This window comes from Acinetobacter sp. YH12255 (assembly GCF_013417355.1).
Lineage (GTDB): Bacteria > Pseudomonadota > Gammaproteobacteria > Pseudomonadales > Moraxellaceae > Acinetobacter > Acinetobacter pseudolwoffii.
In genome coordinates this window covers 34,695-53,584 of record NZ_VPEC01000012.1, presented here as the reverse complement: position 1 = coordinate 53,584, position 18,890 = coordinate 34,695, and the positions used below count along the sequence as shown (strand labels likewise).

Here is an 18,890-nt window from a genome sequence, read left to right as displayed (position 1 = left end):
GCAAAAAGCAGGCAATTGCATAAGACTTTATGCACATTTAATGGGATTTTTCAGTAAAATTCAGACAATTTTTAGAGTTTGTTTAAGTTTTCTTAATCTCTTTCTCCCATTTAATACTTTGGTCTGATGCTGCGCGTCAGATTGAATGCGTGGCTGATTTTCATTTTGAACATTCTCTTGAGCCTATTGAGATTTGATCCAGTTCATCTTCAGAGCAGATGAACAGATCAGTGCATTTCTCAAAATGGTCTTTTTATTTTCAGATATCGTTCAAGTAGATTTATTATGGCGAAAAAACCGATTTATAAGTCACTGTATTTTCAGGTGATTGTGGCCATTATTGCAGGTATTCTGGTCGGGCATTTCTCGCCGAGTGGTACGCAAATTATCAATGGTGTAGAACAGTATGTTCCTGGCTTGGGTGAACAGCTTAAACCGCTGGGTGATGCATTTATCCGCCTGATCAAAATGATCATCGCACCGGTGATTTTCTGTACCGTGGTCAGCGGTATTGCGGGGATGGAAAGCATGAAATCAGTGGGTAAAACTGGTGGTGTTGCTTTACTTTACTTCGAAATCGTCTCCACGATTGCGTTAGTCATCGGTCTGGTGGTGATTAACATCGTCAAGCCAGGTGTAGGCATGAACGTTGATCCTGCATCACTGGATACCACGGGCATCAGCAAATATGTCGCTACAGGTGAGTCACAGTCGACGATCGACTTCCTGATGAATATCATTCCAAATACGGTGGTAGGCGCATTTGCGGAAGGCGAAATTCTACAGGTTCTGTTGTTCGCGATCATTTTTGGTTTCGCGCTGCATAAGCTGGGTGATCAAGGCAAGCCAGTCCTGAAACTCATCGACCAGATTTCACATGTATTCTTCAATATTGTGAACATGGTGATGAAACTGGCGCCAATCGGTGCATTTGGTGCGATGGCCTTTACCATTGGTAAATATGGTATTGGTTCGCTTGCTCAGCTGGCACAGTTGATCATTTGTTTCTATATCACCTGCGTACTGTTTATTTTCATCGTACTGGGTTCAATTGCGCGTTTTGCGGGTTTCAGTATCATGAAGATGATTCGCCTGATCCGTGAAGAACTGCTGATTGTACTGGGTACTTCTTCTTCAGAATCAGTATTGCCACGTATGTTGAAAAAACTGGAACTTGCTGGTGCTGAAAAATCAGTGGTAGGTCTGGTGATTCCAACCGGTTATTCATTTAACCTAGATGGAACTTCAATCTATTTGACCATGGCTGCGATCTTTATTGCGCAGGCGACCAATACACAACTTGATTTGTCTCATCAGATTACCCTTCTTCTGGTACTGTTGATTTCATCTAAAGGTGCGGCAGGTGTCACGGGTTCTGGCTTTATTGTGATGGCAGCAACCTTGGCTGCTGTGGGTAATATTCCTGTTGCAGGTCTGGCCTTGATTCTCGGTATTGACCGTTTCATGTCTGAAGCGCGTGCCTTGACCAATCTGGTGGGTAACTCTTTGGCGACTTTGGTTGTTGCAAAATGGGTGGGCCAGCTAGATATGGACAAGCTGAACTATGCATTGGCAAATCCATCAGAAATTGATGAAAAAATGGCGCAAGAAGGCAATAAAGCCCATTAATTCTAATGTTTGAAAGAAAAAGGAAGCTTCGGCTTCCTTTTTTATTGACTGCAAAGTTAGTAAAAGATAGATGCCAGTACATGACAGTAAAGCTGAAAGTAGATAGTCTGTAAAACAGGAAATAAAACGATAAACAGTATAAGGACAACCGAATGCTTGCCTACGATGCCGATCTAGAATTATTCCGCGACAATTTTAAACGCTTTATGAATGAACATGTCGCACCGTATTATCAACAATGGGAGCACGAAGGCCTGATGCCACGTTCAGTCTGGAATGCACTTGGTGAAAATGGTTTCTTGTGTGTCGATGTTCCGGAGGAATATGGCGGCTATGGGGTGCCAACCGATTATTCATTGATGCTGATTGAAGAGTCTGCACGTGCCGGATACAGTGCCATTTCTACAGGGTTGTCCTGTCATTCGGATATTGCTGCACCCTATATCTTGCATATTGGAACTGAAGAGCAGAAGAAACACTGGTTGCCGAAAATGGTGAGCGGTGAAGTGGTCGGTGCGATTGGTATGACCGAGCCAGGTGCCGGCTCAGACTTGCAAGCCATGCGTACCAGTGCCATCTTGCAGGATGATTACTATGTATTAAATGGCTCAAAAACCTTTATTTCCAATGGTCAGCATGCCGACCTGGTGGTACTGGCAGTCAAAACTGATCCGCAAGCGCGTGCCAAAGGCGTTTCTTTGTTACTGGCCGACACGCATCTGGAAGGCTTTAAAAAAGGCACTAATCTGGACAAGATTGGCCTGCATGCGCAAGATACTTCGGAACTGTTCTTTGACAATGTCAAGGTGCCGAAAGACCAGTTACTCGGTCAACCGGGGCAGGGTTTTGCTTATTTGATGCAGGAATTACCGCGTGAGCGTACCGCCATCGCAGCAACAGCCTTGGGTGCAATTCGTGGTTCTATTGATGTGACCACGCAATATGTGAAAGAGCGTCAGGCTTTTGGTCAGGCCATCGGTCAATTCCAGAATACTCGCTTTGTTTTGGCACAAGCGAAAATTGATGAATTGGCGACCGCAGCTTTTTATAACCAGAATCTTGAGCTTTATATGCAAGGGAAACTGGATGTCGAAACTGCAGCGGCATTGAAAAGTTTTTCTACCGATATGCAGATGAAGATTGCTGACAATCTGCTTCAGCTCTTTGGTGGTTATGGCTACATGACTGAATATCCAATTTCACGCTTCTTTGTCGATGCCCGTATTCAACGGATTTATGGCGGTACCAATGAAATCATGAAAGAAATTGTAGCGCGTGGTCTGTTAGGACGTTAATTTATGAATGAAAAAAAGAGTCCTTTTTAAGGACTCTTTTTTTACAGGCAAGCTATAGCAAAGAGCCGTGACTCTGTTTTAAATTTTATGATTTCAAGACATTCAAACATTCATGAATAAAAATGGGCAGATCATTGGGCAGGCGCGATGAGATCAACTGGTTATTATCATTTACCAGTTCTACATCATAATAGGTTCCACCCGCATGCTGTACGCGACTCGCATGCGCCCGGATACTGGTAATAATCCGATTTTTCAGCACATCTGCTTCACACAGTAATAAGGATGCATCACATAAACTGAAAATAGCTTTTTTGGCCTGATTGAAGGCATGGATGAACTGTAGCACCCGAACATCGTTAGAGAGAGAAACCGCAGATTCGCCCCCTGGAATCAGCAAGGCATCAAAGTCATCAATACTGATTTGTTCGATGCCACGGTCGATGGTCACGGCAGAACAGCCATGCAGCCCATAGACCACTTTGCCGGCGTTAAGTTCGATATTGCAGACGCTATGATGGGCAGCCAGCAAGGCAGCCACTGGCTCTAGGTATTCTTGGTCTTCAAAATTATTTGTTATAAGTACTGCTATTCTTTTTGGCATGATTGATCCCCCCAACTCATGATTTAAATTAGACTAGCTGTTAAAGGTTGAAAAAACGTCTCTGCTTTGTAGCAGAGTAGTAATTTCATGTAAAAAATCTAGGAAAATCAATATTAAATAAGAGAAATGAGCGTGAGGAGCGTGCATTTTATTGTGAAAGATATCTCAGATTTTAATAGGTCAAAAAAGACAAGTACAAAGCTATTATTTTAATTTTCTTATGCTTAAAACCGCTATATAGATTAAGAAATAGTGATATTTCATATTCATTAAAATCAGTTAAGATGGACAGGCTAAGTTTACAATTTGATAATGTAAATCAAGCCAAAATGCTGAACTAAATGTTACCAGATATGACTAAAAGCGATGAGTGGTTAAAACCAACTGTCTGTTTTTAAGACTTAATCTAGCAATGTCATATTGCGTAACATTTTAAAGCTCACTATTGTTATACTGAACAGATAAGGTTTATGAAGGGCGACATAACAATGATCAACGACGATCAAAACACCACGACTTCTCTTGATTTGGCAAAAATTCGTGAGGATATCGATTCTGTTGATCAGCAAATCCAGCAATTGATTAACCGCCGGGCACGTTTGGCTGAAGCAGTTGCAAAAGCAAAGTTTGCTTCAGAAGAAAGTCCGCTGTTTTACCGCCCAGAACGTGAAGCACAGGTGTTGCGCAATGTCATGGAGCGTAATGAAGGGCCATTGTCCGACACCACCATGGCACGTCTGTTCCGTGAAATCATGTCCGCTTGTCTTGCGCTTGAAGCTCCGCAAAGTATTGCGTTTCTAGGGCCAGTCGGAACCTATACCCATTCTGCGGTACTCAAGCACTTTGGTCATGATGCGGTGGTTCGACCTTTACCGACAATTGATGAAGTCTTCCGTGAAGTCGAGGCGGGCAGTGCCCATTATGGTTTGGTGCCGGTGGAAAATTCCTCTGAAGGTGTAGTCAATCATACCCTGGACTGTTTTAAAACTTCGAACCTGAATGTGATTGGCGAAGTTGAATTGCCGATTCATCATCAATTTCTGATTTCTGAAAATACCCGTAAAGACAGTATTAAACAGATTTATGCACATCAGCAGACTTTGGCGCAATGTCGTAAATGGCTAGACGCGCATTATCCGGGTGTAGAACGTGTGGCTTTAAGTTCTAATGCTGAGGCTGCGCGCCGTATTCAAAATGAATGGCATTCTGCTGCGATTGCTTCTGAAATTGCATCAAGTATTTATAATCTTGAAATTATGCATGGCAATATTGAGGACAATCCGGAAAATACCACACGTTTCTTGGTGATTGGCCGTGAAAAAGTGCCTCAAAGTGGCAATGATAAAACCTCATTACTGATTTCTGCACATGACCGTGCTGGTGCATTGCTGGAAATTCTGGCGCCATTTGCCAAGCACAATATCAGCTTGACCAGTATTGAAACGCGTCCAGCACTTCCGGAAAAATGGGCTTATGTGTTCTTCATTGATCTTGAAGGTCATATTGAGCAGGAACATGTCAAAGCTGCAATTGCAGAAATTCGTCCTTTAGTTAAAGAAGTTCGCGTGCTCGGTTCATATCCTGCAGCTGTACTTTAAGTCAGCTATCCGTGGTCAGGGCGAGGGTGCTGACCACTGTTTTATACCTAAAATTGGAAGTCTAAAATGTCGTTTGTTCCAGCCAATTCAGGCATCTCAAAATTAAAGCCATATCAGCCAGGTAAACCGATCAGTGAACTTGAGCGTGAGTTGGGTCTTACCGATATCGTCAAGCTGGCATCCAATGAAAATCCACTGGGTTGTTCAGATAAAGTCAAAGAAGCAGTCGCTGCGGAAATTGCTGAAATTGGCCGTTATCCAGATGGAGGTGGCTTTATCCTGAAAGATCAGATTAAAACTCAGTTTGGTTTTAATCATGATCAGATTACGCTTGGCAATGGTTCAAACGACTTGCTAGAAATGTTTGCCCGTGCCTTCGTTTCTTCAAGCGATTCTGTGGTATATAGCCAGCACGCATTTGCAGTTTATGCACTGGTCACTCAAGCCATTAATGCACAAGCGATTGAAGTACCTGCCAAAGGTTTTTCACATGACCTTGAAGCTATGGCAGCAGCAATTCAGAACAATACCAAACTTGTCTTCATTGCCAATCCGAACAATCCGACCGGAACCTGGTTCGAAGAAGCCGAATTTGAAGCTTTCATGCAAAAAGTCCCTGCAAATGTAATTGTGGTGCTAGACGAAGCGTATGTGGAATATTTCCCGGAAAATTTCAATAGCCTGAAATTCCTGCAACAATATCCAAATCTGATTGTCAGCCGTACTTTATCGAAGTGCTATGGTCTGGCTGCACTGCGTGTCGGTTTTGCCTTGGCATCGGTTGAAGTGACCGATTATTTAAACCGTATTCGTCAGCCATTTAACGTCAATCATTTGGCCATGGTCGCTGCGGTGGCTGCACTGAAAGATGAAGACTTTATCGCGCGTTCTCGCGAAGTAAATAAAGCCGGTATGGCTCAACTTGAAGCAGGTTTTAAGGCTTTGGGTCTGAACTATGTGCCTTCTCGTGCTAACTTTATTCTGGTTGATGTACAGGCAGACCCAGCAGCAACCTTCAACGGTTTGCTGAAACAAGGGGTGATTGTACGTCCGGTCGGTATTTCCAGCCACATTCGTGTATCGATTGGTACTGAAGCAGAAAACGCGAAATTCTTAAGCGCGCTTGCTACAGTATTGGGTTTAGAGGCAAAAGCTTAATTCATGTCGCAGCCATTGTTTGAAAAAGTTGCATTTATTGGGCTTGGACTGATTGGTTCAAGTCTGGCGCGTGTCATTCAAGCCGAGCACTTGGCCAATGACATTGTGGCATCGACACGTTCGTCCAAGACTTTGGAAGATGCCAAGGCACTTGGTCTGATTTCTGCAGGCTATGCCGATCCTGTAGATGCAGTCAAAGGTGCAGATCTGATTGTTCTGGCTTTGCCGGTACGTGCCACACAAAAAGTACTTGAGCTGATTCAGCCGTATTTGACGGAAAATGTCATTATTACTGATGTGGGAAGTACCAAAGGTAATGTGGTCGATGCGGCTAAAGCGGTCTTTGGTGACCAGCTTCCAGCAGGTTTTGTGCCGGGTCATCCGATTGCAGGTGCAGAGCATACCGGTGTACATGCAGGAAAAGTCGATCTATTTGCCAATCACAAGGTAATTTTGACGCCACTGCCAAGCAGTAGCGATTGGGCCGTGGAGAAGCTGATTCAACTGTGGCAAGCGGCCAAAGCCGAAGTGATTTGCATGGATGTGGACAAGCACGATGAAGTGCTGGCACATACCAGTCATCTTCCGCATCTCATGGCATTCAACTTGGTTGAACAGCTGGCCAAACGTGAAGACAACTTAGACATATTTCGTTATGCTGCCGGTGGCTTCCGCGATTTCTCGCGGATTGCCGCCAGTGATCCACAAATGTGGCATGACATCTTTTTTGCCAACAAAAAAGCAGTTCTGAATGCCGTAGATGGCTTTGAACAGCAGCTCGCGATGATTCGCAAATTGATCGAAGATGAAGATTCCCAAGCATTGATGGGCTTATTGGGTCATGCGCAGGCAGCTCGCCAGCATTTCAACCATATGCTCGCCAAGAAACCTTTCATGGAGAAAAATAAAGTGACACAACAATTTACCATTCAGCCGGGTGCCAAGACATTTCAAGGTAAATTTACCGTGCCAGGTGACAAATCTGTGTCACATCGCTCGATCATGTTTGGTGCCATCGCTGAAGGTACAACACATGTGACTGGTTTCCTTGAAGGTGAAGATGCACTGGCAACTTTGCAGGCTTTTCGTGATATGGGCGTCAGCATCGAAGGCCCTAAAAATGGTGAAGTTACTATTCATGGCGTCGGTATGCATGGTCTTAAAGTGCCACAGTCTGCCATTTATATGGGCAACTCAGGCACTTCAATGCGTTTGCTGTCCGGTATGCTGGCAGCGCAGAAATTTGATTCAGTGATGACCGGTGATGCATCCCTATCTAAACGCCCAATGGAACGTATTGCCAAGCCTTTACGTGAAATGGGTGCACTGATCCAGACCACGGGTGAACGTGGAACTCCGCCTGTCTCGATTACAGGCAACCAGCAACTACAAGGCATTCAGTACGATTTGCCAATGGCATCAGCGCAGGTAAAATCAGGTATTTTGCTGGCGGGCCTATGGGCAAATGGCGAAACCGCAGTGACTGAACCTGAACCAACCCGCGACCATACTGAGCGTATGCTGCGTGCATTTGGTTATGAGGTGAAAACCGAAGGCAATCGTATTTCATTACAAGGTGGCGGAAAGCTGGTCGGAACCAATATCCAGGTGCCATCTGATATTTCTTCTGCGGCCTTCTTTATGGTCGGCGCTGCGATTACTGAAAATTCGGATGTGACCTTAGAGGCTGTTGGTATCAATCCGACCCGTACTGGCGTGATCGAAATCCTGAAACAGATGGGTGCGGACATTACCGTTGAAAATGAACGCATTGCTGGCGGTGAACCGATTGCAGATATCCGTATTCGTGGTACGCGTACGCTTAAAGGCATTCATATGCCTGAAGATCAGGTGCCATTGGCGATTGATGAATTCCCGGCGCTGTTTATTGCTGCTGCCTGTGCCGAAGGTCAGACGATTTTGACCGGTGCTGCCGAGCTTCGCGTAAAAGAATCGGACCGTATTCAGGTGATGGCAGATGGCCTGCAAACCATGGGCATTGACTGTACCCCAACTGAAGATGGCATTATTATCGAAGGGAAGGGCAAATCAGGTGACTGGTCGCCAATCTTTACCGGTGGTGAAATTGAATCGCATCATGATCATCGCATTGCAATGAGTTTTTCGATTGCCGGTTTACGTAATTCGGAGCAGATCAAGATTGTCGGTACGGAAACGGTAGCCACCAGTTTCCCGACCTTTACAGAACTGACCTCAATTGCAGGTTTGCCTATTCAAGTTTCAGAATAATTTTTAAAATTATGTGAAACAGCCAAGCTTTTGCTTGGCTGTTTTGTTTATATTGCTTATGCTAAACCCATACAAGAAAAAAGCCATTAGGATGTAGCGATGCGAAAATTAAAATTCATGGCCAATACACGAAGCCAGCAACCCCGGGATGGTCAGGAAACCCAGGAATATGTAGCGCATTTTCTTGCCGAAACATTAGGTAAACATGGCTTTCAGACCTTAAGTCAAAGTGGTGCTCAGGTTGCCGTGAGCGTGGATGAACATGCTTTGCCCTTATCTGTGAGTTGTGAAACCAGAGATGAGCAGGGGCATCTGGTCTGTGAAATTGCCTCATATCCTGAAGAAGAACAAGATTGGCTCGATCGTATTGCCGAACGAAGTCTGCTCAATCAGCTTGCACAAGCAGTAGAAAGCTCGCTCAAAGAGCAGGAAAGCTTTAGCGAGTTTGAATGGAAGAACTAATTCATAACTCCACTATAATTTGATCTCAATGCCAAAGTGAGTATCTGATACTCAGCTATTTTCGTGCATCAGATGCATGAGAAGCTTATGCCGCGATTATCCCAAGTCTGACGCGTTTTATGACATGGGATCTGCCAGAATCTGAACAAGCATTTGCAACAGGATGGCAAAAATGGCTAGAGAATATGGCAGCTCATGAAGAATATGTGTTTTTGACAGCCATGCGGAAAGTCTGGAATTTATGGGGCTTTGTGGTTTAGATCGTTTAATGGGTGAAGTGCCACAGCTTGGAATTTGGATCAAGGAAAGCCAGCATGGTCATAAATATGGTTGTGAAACGGTTGATGCTCTGGTTGGTTATGCCCTTGATGACTTAAATCGTCAGCGATTGATTTATCCTGTAGTCGAAGAAAATTGAGCGAGCCGAAAAGTCATTGAACGTTTGGGTGGAAAGATTGTTGATGTTGATATAGTACAACAAGCTAAATGTCGGGCAATGATTTATCACTTAGCTGAAAAACTGCTGTGAGAAGCATAAAAAAACCCATCATCTGACGGGTTTTATTATTTAGCCAAGCGCTAAGTAGCGGGTCATTGCAATCCGCAATTGCTTTAAATAGCCAGTAAAGAAATGATTGGCACCAGGCAATACGGTCACTAAATGACGCTGTGGTTTTGCCCATTCAATCATATCCGACAGCAGGGTTACTTCATCACCCTCACCATGAATGAACAGAATATCACCTTTAATTGCTGGCGTAACATAATGGCGAATACCGGCAACTGTTGCAGTTGGCAGTCCACATAAAATAGTTTGTTTGGGTTGCAGTTCTACAGGTAAGGCTGCATAGCTCTTTGCCATGACATGCGCACCAAAACTAAAACCGCCCGCATAAAAAGACAGCCCAATATGCTGACTGCGAGCAAACCGAATGATTTCTAATACATCATCCGTCTCACCGAAGCCCTCGTCGTGTATACCTTCACTTTGACCAGAACCGCGAAAACTCGGACGATACACAACACAGCCACGTTCCATATACATTTGTGCCAATAGAACGGGAACCTTGTGCTGGGGCGTACCACCTTGCAAGGGATGGGGGTGACAAACTACCGCGAATCCTTTCACTTCACCCTGAGGATAATCCACAAAAACTTCAATCTGACCCGCAGGTCCTTGAAGGAAAATTTGCTCGGACATATAAATACCGATGATTAACAGGAGAATCGCGCATTTTAACGATTATGGTGAATAAAAACATGAATTGGAATTAAAATAAGCAGACTGATATAGTTTGATTAATCATTTTTTGACCAGGTTGCCATGCTCGCTTTAATTTCTCCAGCCAAAACGCTCGATTACGATACCCCATTACCGACTGACCAATTTACTCAAGCCAGATTATTAGAACATTCGCAGGATTTGATCAAAGCTTGTCGCACACTTTCTGCAACAGAAATTTCCAGTTTGATGAGTGTCAGTGAAAAAATTGCCAATTTAAATACAGCACGTTTCCAGGACTGGCAACCAGATTTTAATTTAGCCAATGCACGTCAGGCTATTTTTGCCTTTAAAGGAGATGTCTATACCGGTCTGGATGCTTATAGCTTAAAGCAGGAAGATCTGCACTTTGCACAACAGCATTTGCGTATGTTGTCTGGTTTATATGGGCTTTTGCGTCCCTTGGATCTGATGATGCCCTATCGTCTGGAAATGGGAACCAAATTGGCCAATTCTCGCGGGCATAACTTATACGACTTCTGGGCACATCACATCACTGATCTGATCAATCAAGATTTAGCAGCAGCCCAGTCTGAGATCTTGGTGAATATTGCTTCTGATGAATATTATAAATCGGTGAACGAGCGCAAAATTCAGGCAGAGATTATTAAGCCAGTATTTCTGGATCAGAAAAATGGCAAATATAAAGTGATTAGTTTCTATGCTAAAAAAGCACGTGGTTTGATGGCACGTTTTATTGTTGAAAATAGAATTGAACGTGCCGAAGAACTCAAAGCATTCAATACCGATGGCTATTATTTTGATGCCGATAGTTCACTTAAAGGTGAATTGGTATTTAAACGTGATGAACAAATCAGTGCATAAATAACGTTATTCCGCTACCGCATAGAATAATTGGTTTCTAGGCGGTATTGGGAGCTATGAGTATTGAAATTTTATTTATCCAGCTTTAATCGTTTTTTAAATATTGAGTGCCAGGGGAGTTGATTGGCTGCACTTCGGTACAAATGTGGTTTTTAGCGTCTTTCCCAAATTTTAAGTTAGATAAAAAATTAGAATTATCGCTGAACTCATTGAAATAATGCGTAAAATCTCATTTATCGAGTTGTTTTTTACAGAAAATTGAAACTGATATTTCTGGGAAAAGCTGAATAAAATAGCTCAAGTTAATATATTTCAAATCAGGGAATTTTCATTAATTTTTATATTTTTCTTTCCAATAGAAATTTTTATTTAAATAAATAAGTATTTAATATTCAAATATTTAATTTATTAACTTTGGGGAGTATTTAGCGCAAGAGATTTTTTGAGAAAGAATGAAAAATTAATTAAGTAATAATAAATAAAACGATAGAAAAATATCGCTAAACGGTTTAAGAAGTGCATTCTATCGGGTTAAATGTAAAGTAAGTCACAAGTTTATTAGGTTTTTTGTTAGCATAATTGCACAGTGTTACAAAGCAGAATAATAAAAATGAAAATACATGCTATTCCTGTTTTTGTGTTAATGGTCAGTGTATTAGGATTCTGCGTGCATAAACAGGCAGAAATCAGAAAATACGAAAAAATCCGTCATGTCTTGAATGAAGCGCGTGACTCCAGCAAATTGTTAGACTCTAATCGGCATCGACATTAACACATGCATCAATTTTCTTTTTTTCAATTTAGCGTAATTAATAAAATTAACTCAATAATAAATATAATAAAATATTAAAAATATTCGAATTAAATAGATTGATTTTAAATAAAGTATAAAATCAAAGAAGCAATCAGAAATCAATGTGTTATAATTTGCCACCTATAAAGATGAAGCAAACTTCATCTTTCTAAGCATTTGATTTATATCATTAAATAGAGCTGCATAAAAGTTATGCAGCTTTTTTGTTTAGATTTTTTGGGGTTTTTATAGCATAGCCCTGGGGCTGTAAGCTGTTCAAACATTTGAACCCGTCAAATGGCTATACTGGCATATTCGTTGCTAACACATCCTCAAAATAAATGAATTTTTTGTGAAATTTCATTTATTTGACGGCGTGCTTGAAGCATAAAGTTTACTCAATAGGGGCTAGGTCATGACGACTCCTAATCCATCTTCAGAAAATATGCTTGAACGTCTGTTTAAACTGAGTGAAAACAAAACCAGTTTCCGTACAGAAGTTCTGGCTGGTGTAACTACATTCTTAACCATGTGTTACATCATTATTGTCAATCCAATGATCTTGTCCGAAACAGGGATGGATCATGGGGCTGTCTTTGTAGCAACCTGTCTTGCAGCTGCGATTGGCTGTTTAGTCATGGGCCTGATTGCGAATTATCCAATTGCGCTGGCACCAGGCATGGGCTTAAATGCCTTCTTTACCTATTCTGTATGTCTGGGAATGGGGGTGCCTTGGCAAACCGCCTTGGGTGCAGTTTTTGTTTCAGGTCTGGTCTTTATTGCCATTAGCCTGTTTAAAATACGTGAAGCCATTGTCAATGCAATTCCAATGTCGCTCAAGCTCGCGATTGGTGGTGGTATTGGCTTGTTCCTGGCATTGGTGGCACTGAAAAATGCCGGAATTATTGTGGATAATCCAGCCACACTGGTGGGCTTGGGTGATCTGAAACAACCTTCTGTATTATTAGCACTTTTTGGCTTTTTGTTGGTTGTGGTAATGCACCAGTTTAAAGTCCGTGGTGCGATTATCATCAGTATTCTGGTGGTGACTGCCATTGCAACGGCACTAGGTTATAACGAATTCCAGGGTGTAGTGGGTCATATTCCATCGCTAGCGCCAACATTCATGCAAATGGATTTTGAAGGCCTCTTTACTGCCAGTTTAATTGGGGTGATTTTTGTTTTCTTCCTGGTCGATCTGTTTGACTCTACCGGGACGTTGGTCGGTGTTTCGCATCGTGCAGGTCTGTTAAAAGACGGGAAATTACCACGTTTGAAGAAAGCCTTATTTGCTGACTCATCAGCGATTGTTGCTGGTGCGGCACTGGGTACTTCTTCAACTACGCCTTATATTGAATCTTCTGCGGGTGTGGCAGCAGGTGGTCGTACCGGTCTAACCGCCGTGGTGGTTGGATTACTATTTATTGCCTGTTTATTCCTGGCACCGCTTGCACAATCAGTTCCGAGTTTTGCCACTGCGCCAGCATTGTTATTTGTTGGTGTGTTGATGATTCAGGGTATCGTCCATATTGACTGGGAAGATATTACTGAGGCAGTACCGGCATTTTTAACCATCGTATTTATGCCATTTACCTATTCGATTGCGGATGGTATTGCGATGGGCTTTATCAGCTATGCACTGATCAAGTTGTTGACTGGTAAGGCTGCGACTGTACCGTATATGGTCTGGATTATTGCTGTTCTATGGACGCTTAAATTCGCACTGTTTGGTGGCTAATTTTTCTACATTCAGAAAGGGTGTAAACTGAGTTTGCGCCCTTTTTTATTATTTAAAGGTTTCACGAGGAGAAGTGATGAACCGTCTTGAGTTGATTCGCGCTTTGCCAAAAGCCGAGCTTCATGTTCATATTGAAGGCACTTTTGAGCCTGAGCTAATGTTTGCAATCGCTCAGCGTAATCAGATTGCCATCCCGTATAAATCTGTCGAGGAAGTTAAGCAGGCTTATAATTTCCATAATCTTCAGTCCTTCCTGGATATTTATTATGCCGGGGCCAATGTACTGATCCATGAACAGGACTTTTATGACCTGGCTTGGGCCTATTTTGAAAAATGTGCCGAAGACAATGTGGTGCATACAGAAATGTTCTTCGATCCGCAAACGCATACCGACCGTGGAATTGCTTTTGCGACCGTCATCAATGGCCTGCAAAAAGCCTGCGATGATGCCAAGGCCAAGCTTGGAATCAGCTCACATTTGATCATGTGTTTCCTGCGTCATTTAAGTGAAGAGGCGGCCTTTGAAACGCTGGAGCAGGCATTGCCCTATAAAGACCAGATTATTGCGATTGGTCTGGATTCAAGTGAAGTCGGGCATCCACCTTCTAAATTTGAACGTGTCTTTGCCAAAGCGCGTGAAGTAGGGTTTTTGGTCGTAGCACATGCGGGCGAAGAAGGCCCGGCAGAATATGTCTGGGAAGCTCTGGATTTACTGAAAGTTAATCGTATTGATCATGGGGTGCGTTCAGAAGAAGATTCTGAGTTAATGCAACGGTTGATTCGCGAAAAAATGCCCTTAACGGTGTGCCCGCTGTCAAATCTGAAGCTTTGTGTGGTCGAGGATATGCAGCAGCATAATATCCGTCGTCTCTTGCAGCAGGGTGTCCATGTTACAGTCAACTCAGATGATCCATCCTATTTTGGTGGCTATATGAATGACAACTTTATTGCCATTGCTGAAGCGCTAGACTTGAGTAACGAGGAATTAAAGCAGTTGGCAACGCACTCCTTTGAAGCGTCGTTTATTCCAGAGGCTGAAAAAGAGAAATGGATCAACCAGATCCGTGCCTTGATTTAAGTTTTTACAAAAGGCAGAGTTCGCTCTGCCTTTATCATTTTTATAGGCCAATATGAAATTGAAAAGTTTAATTCTGCTCCTCAGCATATTGTTGATTTCTGCCTGTTCTAGTGCGGATATGACATTGACACAACGTACTTTAAAACCTTTGATTGAATATCAATGCAGTAAAGAGCTGCAAAATTCCAAAGTTTGGAAAGTTTCGACCTACTTAATGCAGGACACCAGTAAAGTTGAACTTGAGAAAAATGTGTGTTCATGTGTAGGTGAGCATGCGTTAAAAGATGTGCCTGCCAAAACTTTGTTAAAAGCCACAGTTGATGAAGCAGCCAAAAAAGAACTGACGCAAAAAGCGATTGCAAACAGTCTCAGAAGTTGTCTCAAGGAATTTATTTAATGAAACAGCCTGCAAGCACAGACTGGGAACATTATTTAGCCCATATTAATGGTCTAACTATTTATCCTGTTGGGTCATACTTTTTAATACATGATCTTTATCGATAAAATGATGTTTAAAGGCTGCGGCAATATGGCCAACCAGTAGAATGCCGACTGCCCAGGAAAGCCAGATATGCAAGGGCTTAACAATAGCGGTCACAGCCGAGTTTTCGGCAATGAGGGGTGGCAGGTTAAATAAATACAGCACCGGTGCTGGATAACCCAAACTCCAACTATACAAACAACCTGTAAGGGGTAGGGCAATCAGCATGAAATACAGCGCCAGATGACCAGCATGTGCCAACGTTTTCATCCGCGGTGACATACTCTCAGGCAGTGACGGCGCCGGATGGGTATAGCGCCAGAAAATTCGAACAACGAGCAGGAAAATAATGGTGGTTGCAATATTTTTATGCAGTGAAATCACATCACCCTTAAAGCTGCCATCAACCTCATAACTTAAAAAATTACCACTATAAAAACCGATGAGCCAGGCCGCAATAAAAATAACCGCCATGATCCAATGCAGCCATTGCGCTGTTCGTGTGTAATACAGTGATTTATTCATCTAGATATTCCGTTGCTCTTCAATAAGGCCGAACCTTAGCAAAGGGTGAATCAATTCAGCAATTCCAAATCTGCAACGCTATGGTGGCTTTCATGCAACATCTATTAAATTGGTTGGCTGTAGATTAAACATGCTTAGTGATTTTTAGATTTCTTATTCAGGTGAATTTCGGCACAATAGCGACAGTCTTCATCTATGAATGAATAAGGAATATATCTGTGAAAAAATTATTGGCTGTACTTGCACCACTGACTCTGGTTTTATCAGCGTGTACAGCGACAGGCACTTCTGAGGCGCCAAGTACCACTCAACAACTGGGCGGCACTGCGCTTAAAATCGCGATCAATGCAAAATGCACCACTGAACTGAATAATATTCTTGCGTGGCAAACGGCAACACGTTTAATGACCACAACACAAAAGCAAAATATCCAGTCTGAAATTTGTGGCTGTGTCAGCGAAAAAGCACCGCAAAATGTGACAGCGGTTGATTTGGCGACTGCTGCGATTGATCCGGTGGCACGTACCACAATCGTGGGCAATGTGGTTGCAAAAACCATTAACGCTTGTGTGGCTGAAGCTGTAAACTAAGCCAAGATTAAATTGAAATAGGCTGACAGGTTCAGCCTATTTTTTATGGGAAATGACATGAAAATTGCTGGTGTAGATGAAGCAGGGCGTGGACCGCTGGTCGGTTCAGTGGTGGCGGCCGCGGTAATTTTAGATCCAAATAACCCGATTGAAGGTTTAAATGACTCTAAAAAACTGACTGAAAAGAAACGTGAAAAACTTTTTATCGAAATTCAGGAAAAAGCGCTGGCTTGGGCAATTGCTGAGGCGTCAGCAGCAGAAATTGATGAGCATAATATTCTGCAGGCATCCTTACTGGCAATGCGCCGTGCTGTAGAAGCTTTAGCGATTCAACCTGAGCATGTGCTGGTCGATGGCAATAAAGTCCCTCAGGGGCTAACGATGAGCTGTGACGCGATCATTGGTGGCGATGCTTTGCATGCAGAAATTTCTGCTGCTAGTATTCTGGCCAAAGTTACCCGTGATCATCAAATGATTGAGATGGATCTAAAGCATCCACAATTTGGTTTTGCCAAGCACAAGGGCTATCCAACCAAAGCACATTTTGAAGCGATTGCCTTGCATGGGGTGATTGATGAGCACCGTCGTAGTTTTGGGCCGGTAAAAAAGGTAGTTGCAGCATTGCTGGAACAGCAGGGCGCAGAACTTTAATTCTTATTTAATTTAAAGGTTCTGAATATTGAAATGTGTATTCATTAAAGTATAGATCAATTAAAAGCGGCTTCAAAGCCGCTTTATGATTTACACAAAAATTAACGGTTAAAGTTATTTTGTGTTTGGTTTTCATCTTCATACGAAGGTTGGAAATCCTGATCGATATGCTGAAGATGTTCATGCATTGCACGTTCATGCTGGATACGCTGGTAAATCTCTTCACGGTGCACAGAGACTTCTTTCGGAGCATTGACCCCAATACGAACCTGATTACCTTTTACACCAAGCACAGTCACGCTGACTTGGTCTCCAATCATTAAAGTTTCCCCGACACGTCGAGTCAAAATCAGCATGTTTCTCTCCTTGCAAAATGCAAAACCTGCAATCTATTGAATATAAAACAAAAACACAACCAAAAATTAAAAAATAAAATCTGGATAGAAATTCTGTCATCTGGGTGAAAGATTTTAATCTATCTCAGTTTTTTAAAAATCCTCAGGCTTAATATAACAGAGCCACTATAAAAAAAACTATAGTGGCTCTGAATTTTTGTAGAGATTTATAGAATACTGTCAAACAATGACAATATTTTGTCATTCCTCTTAAGCGCGTACGCTTGATTCACCTTGTTCGCGGTCTAGACCGAAGGCGGTATGCAGTGAACGAACTGCAAGTTCCAGATAGTTTTCTTCAATAATCACTGAAATTTTGATTTCAGAAGTAGAGATCATCAGGATGTTAATACCTTCAGCTGCCAGTGCGGTAAACATTTTGCTTGCAACACCTGCATGTGAACGCATGCCTACACCGACGATAGAAACTTTGACGATATCTGAACGGGTAGCGACTTCACGTGCACCAATTTCCTGAGCGGTTGCTTCGAGAATGGCTTTGGCCTTGTTCAATTCGCTGCGGTTGACTGTAAAAGTAAAATCAGTCGTACCATCTTCTTCAACGTTCTGGATAATCATATCCACTTCAACATTGGCATCACCAATCGGGCACAAAATTTTAGAGGCGATGCCCGGTTCATCAGGTACACCTAAAATCGTTAATTTTGCTTCGTCACGGTTAAATGCGATACCGGAGATAATTGGCTGTTCCATATTGTCTTCCAATTCAGTCGTAATAAGTGTACCCACGTTTTGCTTAAATTCTTCGTCGAATGCGCCATCATTGTCATTGTCGAAGCTGGATAATACGCGTAAAGGTACTTGATATTTACCGGCAAATTCAACTGCACGAATTTGCAGGACTTTTGAACCCAGTGACGCCATTTCAAGCATTTCTTCAAAGGAAATACGGTCAACTTTCTTGGCTTTGGGTGCAACACGTGGATCAGTGGTATATACGCCATCAACGTCTGTATAAATCTGGCATTCATCGGCTTTTAGTGCAGCAGCAATCGCGACACCTGAAGTATCAGAACCGCCGCGGCCTAAAGTGGTGGTATTGCCATGCTCGTCAAAACCCTGGAAACCTGCAACTACAAGTACACGGCCAGCATCCAGATTCGAGTTCAGGACTTCAGTATCAATTGATTCGATACGTGCCTTATTGAATGAGCTGTCGGTTTTCATGCCAACCTGGCGACCTGTTAGTGATTTTGCTTCAACGCCAATAGAGTTGAGCGCCATCGCTAACATAGAAATCGTAACCTGCTCACCCGTAGAGACCATCTGGTCTAGTTCACGTGGGTCAGGGGTTTCGGTAATGGCTTTCGCGAGAGCAAGCAGACGATTGGTTTCGCCACTCATCGCTGATACAACCACAACCACCTTGTGGCCATGGTCATGCCAGCGTTTCACACGACGAGCAACATTTAAAATGCGCTCGGGAGTACCCATAGAGGTACCGCCATATTTTTGAACGATTAGTGCCATAGTTGTTCCATATAAGCCATGACCCTGATAGTCCTATCAGGGTCA

At 42.8% G+C, this 18,890-nt stretch carries 20 protein-coding genes; 15 read left to right on the top strand and 5 right to left on the bottom strand.

The genetic code is table 11. The annotated features are described in order from the left end of the window. Positions 1–285: 285 nt before the first annotated feature. Together FTV30_RS07205 and FTV30_RS07200 are read left to right on the top strand one after the other, a co-directional pair. Entirely contained in the window at positions 286–1,629 is a 1,344-nt protein-coding gene (locus FTV30_RS07205; RefSeq protein WP_180001319.1) for a dicarboxylate/amino acid:cation symporter, read from the top strand. A 152-nt stretch (positions 1,630–1,781) separates the two neighbouring features. Further along, positions 1,782–2,924 (top strand): acyl-CoA dehydrogenase family protein, encoded by a 1,143-nt coding sequence (locus FTV30_RS07200; protein ID WP_180001318.1) that lies wholly within the window; start codon positions 1,782–1,784, stop codon positions 2,922–2,924. Between the two features lie 85 nt (positions 2,925–3,009). Here the strand turns inward: FTV30_RS07200 and FTV30_RS07195 are convergent, their stop codons facing one another. Further along, complete coding sequence (locus tag FTV30_RS07195; RefSeq protein WP_100355680.1) at positions 3,010–3,528, bottom strand: DJ-1/PfpI family protein; 519 nt, start codon at positions 3,526–3,528, stop codon at positions 3,010–3,012. A gap of 488 nt (positions 3,529–4,016) precedes the next feature. On the opposite strand from FTV30_RS07195, the gene pheA reads away from it, so the two are divergent. From pheA to FTV30_RS16275, 6 genes are all read left to right on the top strand, one after another. Beyond that, positions 4,017–5,126 (top strand): prephenate dehydratase, encoded by a 1,110-nt coding sequence (gene pheA, locus FTV30_RS07190; protein WP_005097461.1) that lies wholly within the window; start codon positions 4,017–4,019, stop codon positions 5,124–5,126. 66 nt (positions 5,127–5,192) lie between these two features. Continuing rightward, a complete protein-coding gene (gene hisC / locus FTV30_RS07185; protein ID WP_100329014.1) occupies positions 5,193–6,284 on the top strand; it encodes a histidinol-phosphate transaminase in 1,092 nt (363 codons plus the stop codon). A gap of 3 nt (positions 6,285–6,287) precedes the next feature. Then, the gene (locus FTV30_RS07180) at positions 6,288–8,534 is read left to right on the top strand and encodes a bifunctional prephenate dehydrogenase/3-phosphoshikimate 1-carboxyvinyltransferase (protein ID WP_180001317.1); all 2,247 of its coding nucleotides are present in this window, start codon (positions 6,288–6,290) and stop codon (positions 8,532–8,534) included. 99 nt (positions 8,535–8,633) lie between these two features. After that, positions 8,634–8,996, top strand: coding sequence for a hypothetical protein (locus tag FTV30_RS07175; protein WP_180001316.1), 363 nt, complete (start codon positions 8,634–8,636; stop codon positions 8,994–8,996). A 119-nt stretch (positions 8,997–9,115) separates the two neighbouring features. Continuing rightward, the gene (locus FTV30_RS16280; RefSeq protein ID WP_257228918.1) at positions 9,116–9,256 is read left to right on the top strand and encodes a hypothetical protein; all 141 of its coding nucleotides are present in this window, start codon (positions 9,116–9,118) and stop codon (positions 9,254–9,256) included. Beyond that, positions 9,238–9,414, top strand: coding sequence for a GNAT family N-acetyltransferase (locus FTV30_RS16275; protein ID WP_005097455.1), 177 nt, complete (start codon positions 9,238–9,240; stop codon positions 9,412–9,414). Before FTV30_RS16280 ends, FTV30_RS16275 begins: the two co-directional genes overlap by 19 nt. 150 nt (positions 9,415–9,564) lie before the next feature. On the opposite strand, the gene FTV30_RS07165 is transcribed toward FTV30_RS16275, so the two are convergent. Then, positions 9,565–10,197 (bottom strand): alpha/beta hydrolase, encoded by a 633-nt coding sequence (locus tag FTV30_RS07165; RefSeq protein ID WP_005097454.1) that lies wholly within the window; start codon positions 10,195–10,197, stop codon positions 9,565–9,567. A gap of 123 nt (positions 10,198–10,320) precedes the next feature. On the opposite strand from FTV30_RS07165, the gene yaaA reads away from it, so the two are divergent. From yaaA to FTV30_RS07140, 5 genes are all read left to right on the top strand, one after another. Then, on the top strand, positions 10,321–11,103 hold the full coding sequence (yaaA, locus tag FTV30_RS07160) for a peroxide stress protein YaaA (protein ID WP_005097452.1): 783 nt from the start codon (positions 10,321–10,323) through the stop codon (positions 11,101–11,103). Positions 11,104–11,713: 610 nt separating this feature from the next. Next, complete coding sequence (locus FTV30_RS07155; protein ID WP_005097451.1) at positions 11,714–11,875, top strand: hypothetical protein; 162 nt, start codon at positions 11,714–11,716, stop codon at positions 11,873–11,875. A gap of 436 nt (positions 11,876–12,311) precedes the next feature. Then, entirely contained in the window at positions 12,312–13,634 is a 1,323-nt protein-coding gene (locus tag FTV30_RS07150) for an NCS2 family permease (protein WP_005097450.1), read from the top strand. Between the two features lie 76 nt (positions 13,635–13,710). After that, positions 13,711–14,712: an adenosine deaminase gene (locus FTV30_RS07145; RefSeq protein WP_074383304.1), complete on the top strand. Its 1,002-nt coding sequence runs from the start codon at positions 13,711–13,713 to the stop codon at positions 14,710–14,712. A 52-nt stretch (positions 14,713–14,764) separates the two neighbouring features. After that, entirely contained in the window at positions 14,765–15,109 is a 345-nt protein-coding gene (locus FTV30_RS07140) for a hypothetical protein (RefSeq protein WP_074383303.1), read from the top strand. A gap of 57 nt (positions 15,110–15,166) precedes the next feature. Here the strand turns inward: FTV30_RS07140 and FTV30_RS07135 are convergent, their stop codons facing one another. Beyond that, positions 15,167–15,718 (bottom strand): cytochrome b, encoded by a 552-nt coding sequence (locus FTV30_RS07135; RefSeq protein WP_074383302.1) that lies wholly within the window; start codon positions 15,716–15,718, stop codon positions 15,167–15,169. Positions 15,719–15,936: 218 nt separating this feature from the next. On the opposite strand from FTV30_RS07135, the gene FTV30_RS07130 reads away from it, so the two are divergent. Then, entirely contained in the window at positions 15,937–16,308 is a 372-nt protein-coding gene (locus FTV30_RS07130) for a hypothetical protein (RefSeq protein WP_100329010.1), read from the top strand. Positions 16,309–16,365: 57 nt separating this feature from the next. Next, the gene (rnhB, locus tag FTV30_RS07125; protein WP_005170243.1) at positions 16,366–16,959 is read left to right on the top strand and encodes a ribonuclease HII; all 594 of its coding nucleotides are present in this window, start codon (positions 16,366–16,368) and stop codon (positions 16,957–16,959) included. Positions 16,960–17,060: 101 nt separating this feature from the next. Here the strand turns inward: rnhB and csrA are convergent, their stop codons facing one another. Together csrA and FTV30_RS07115 are read right to left on the bottom strand one after the other, a co-directional pair. Next, the gene (gene csrA, locus FTV30_RS07120; RefSeq protein ID WP_005097444.1) at positions 17,061–17,315 is read right to left on the bottom strand and encodes a carbon storage regulator CsrA; all 255 of its coding nucleotides are present in this window, start codon (positions 17,313–17,315) and stop codon (positions 17,061–17,063) included. A gap of 249 nt (positions 17,316–17,564) precedes the next feature. After that, on the bottom strand, positions 17,565–18,845 hold the full coding sequence (locus FTV30_RS07115; RefSeq protein ID WP_005097443.1) for an aspartate kinase: 1,281 nt from the start codon (positions 18,843–18,845) through the stop codon (positions 17,565–17,567). Positions 18,846–18,890 lie beyond the last annotated feature (45 nt).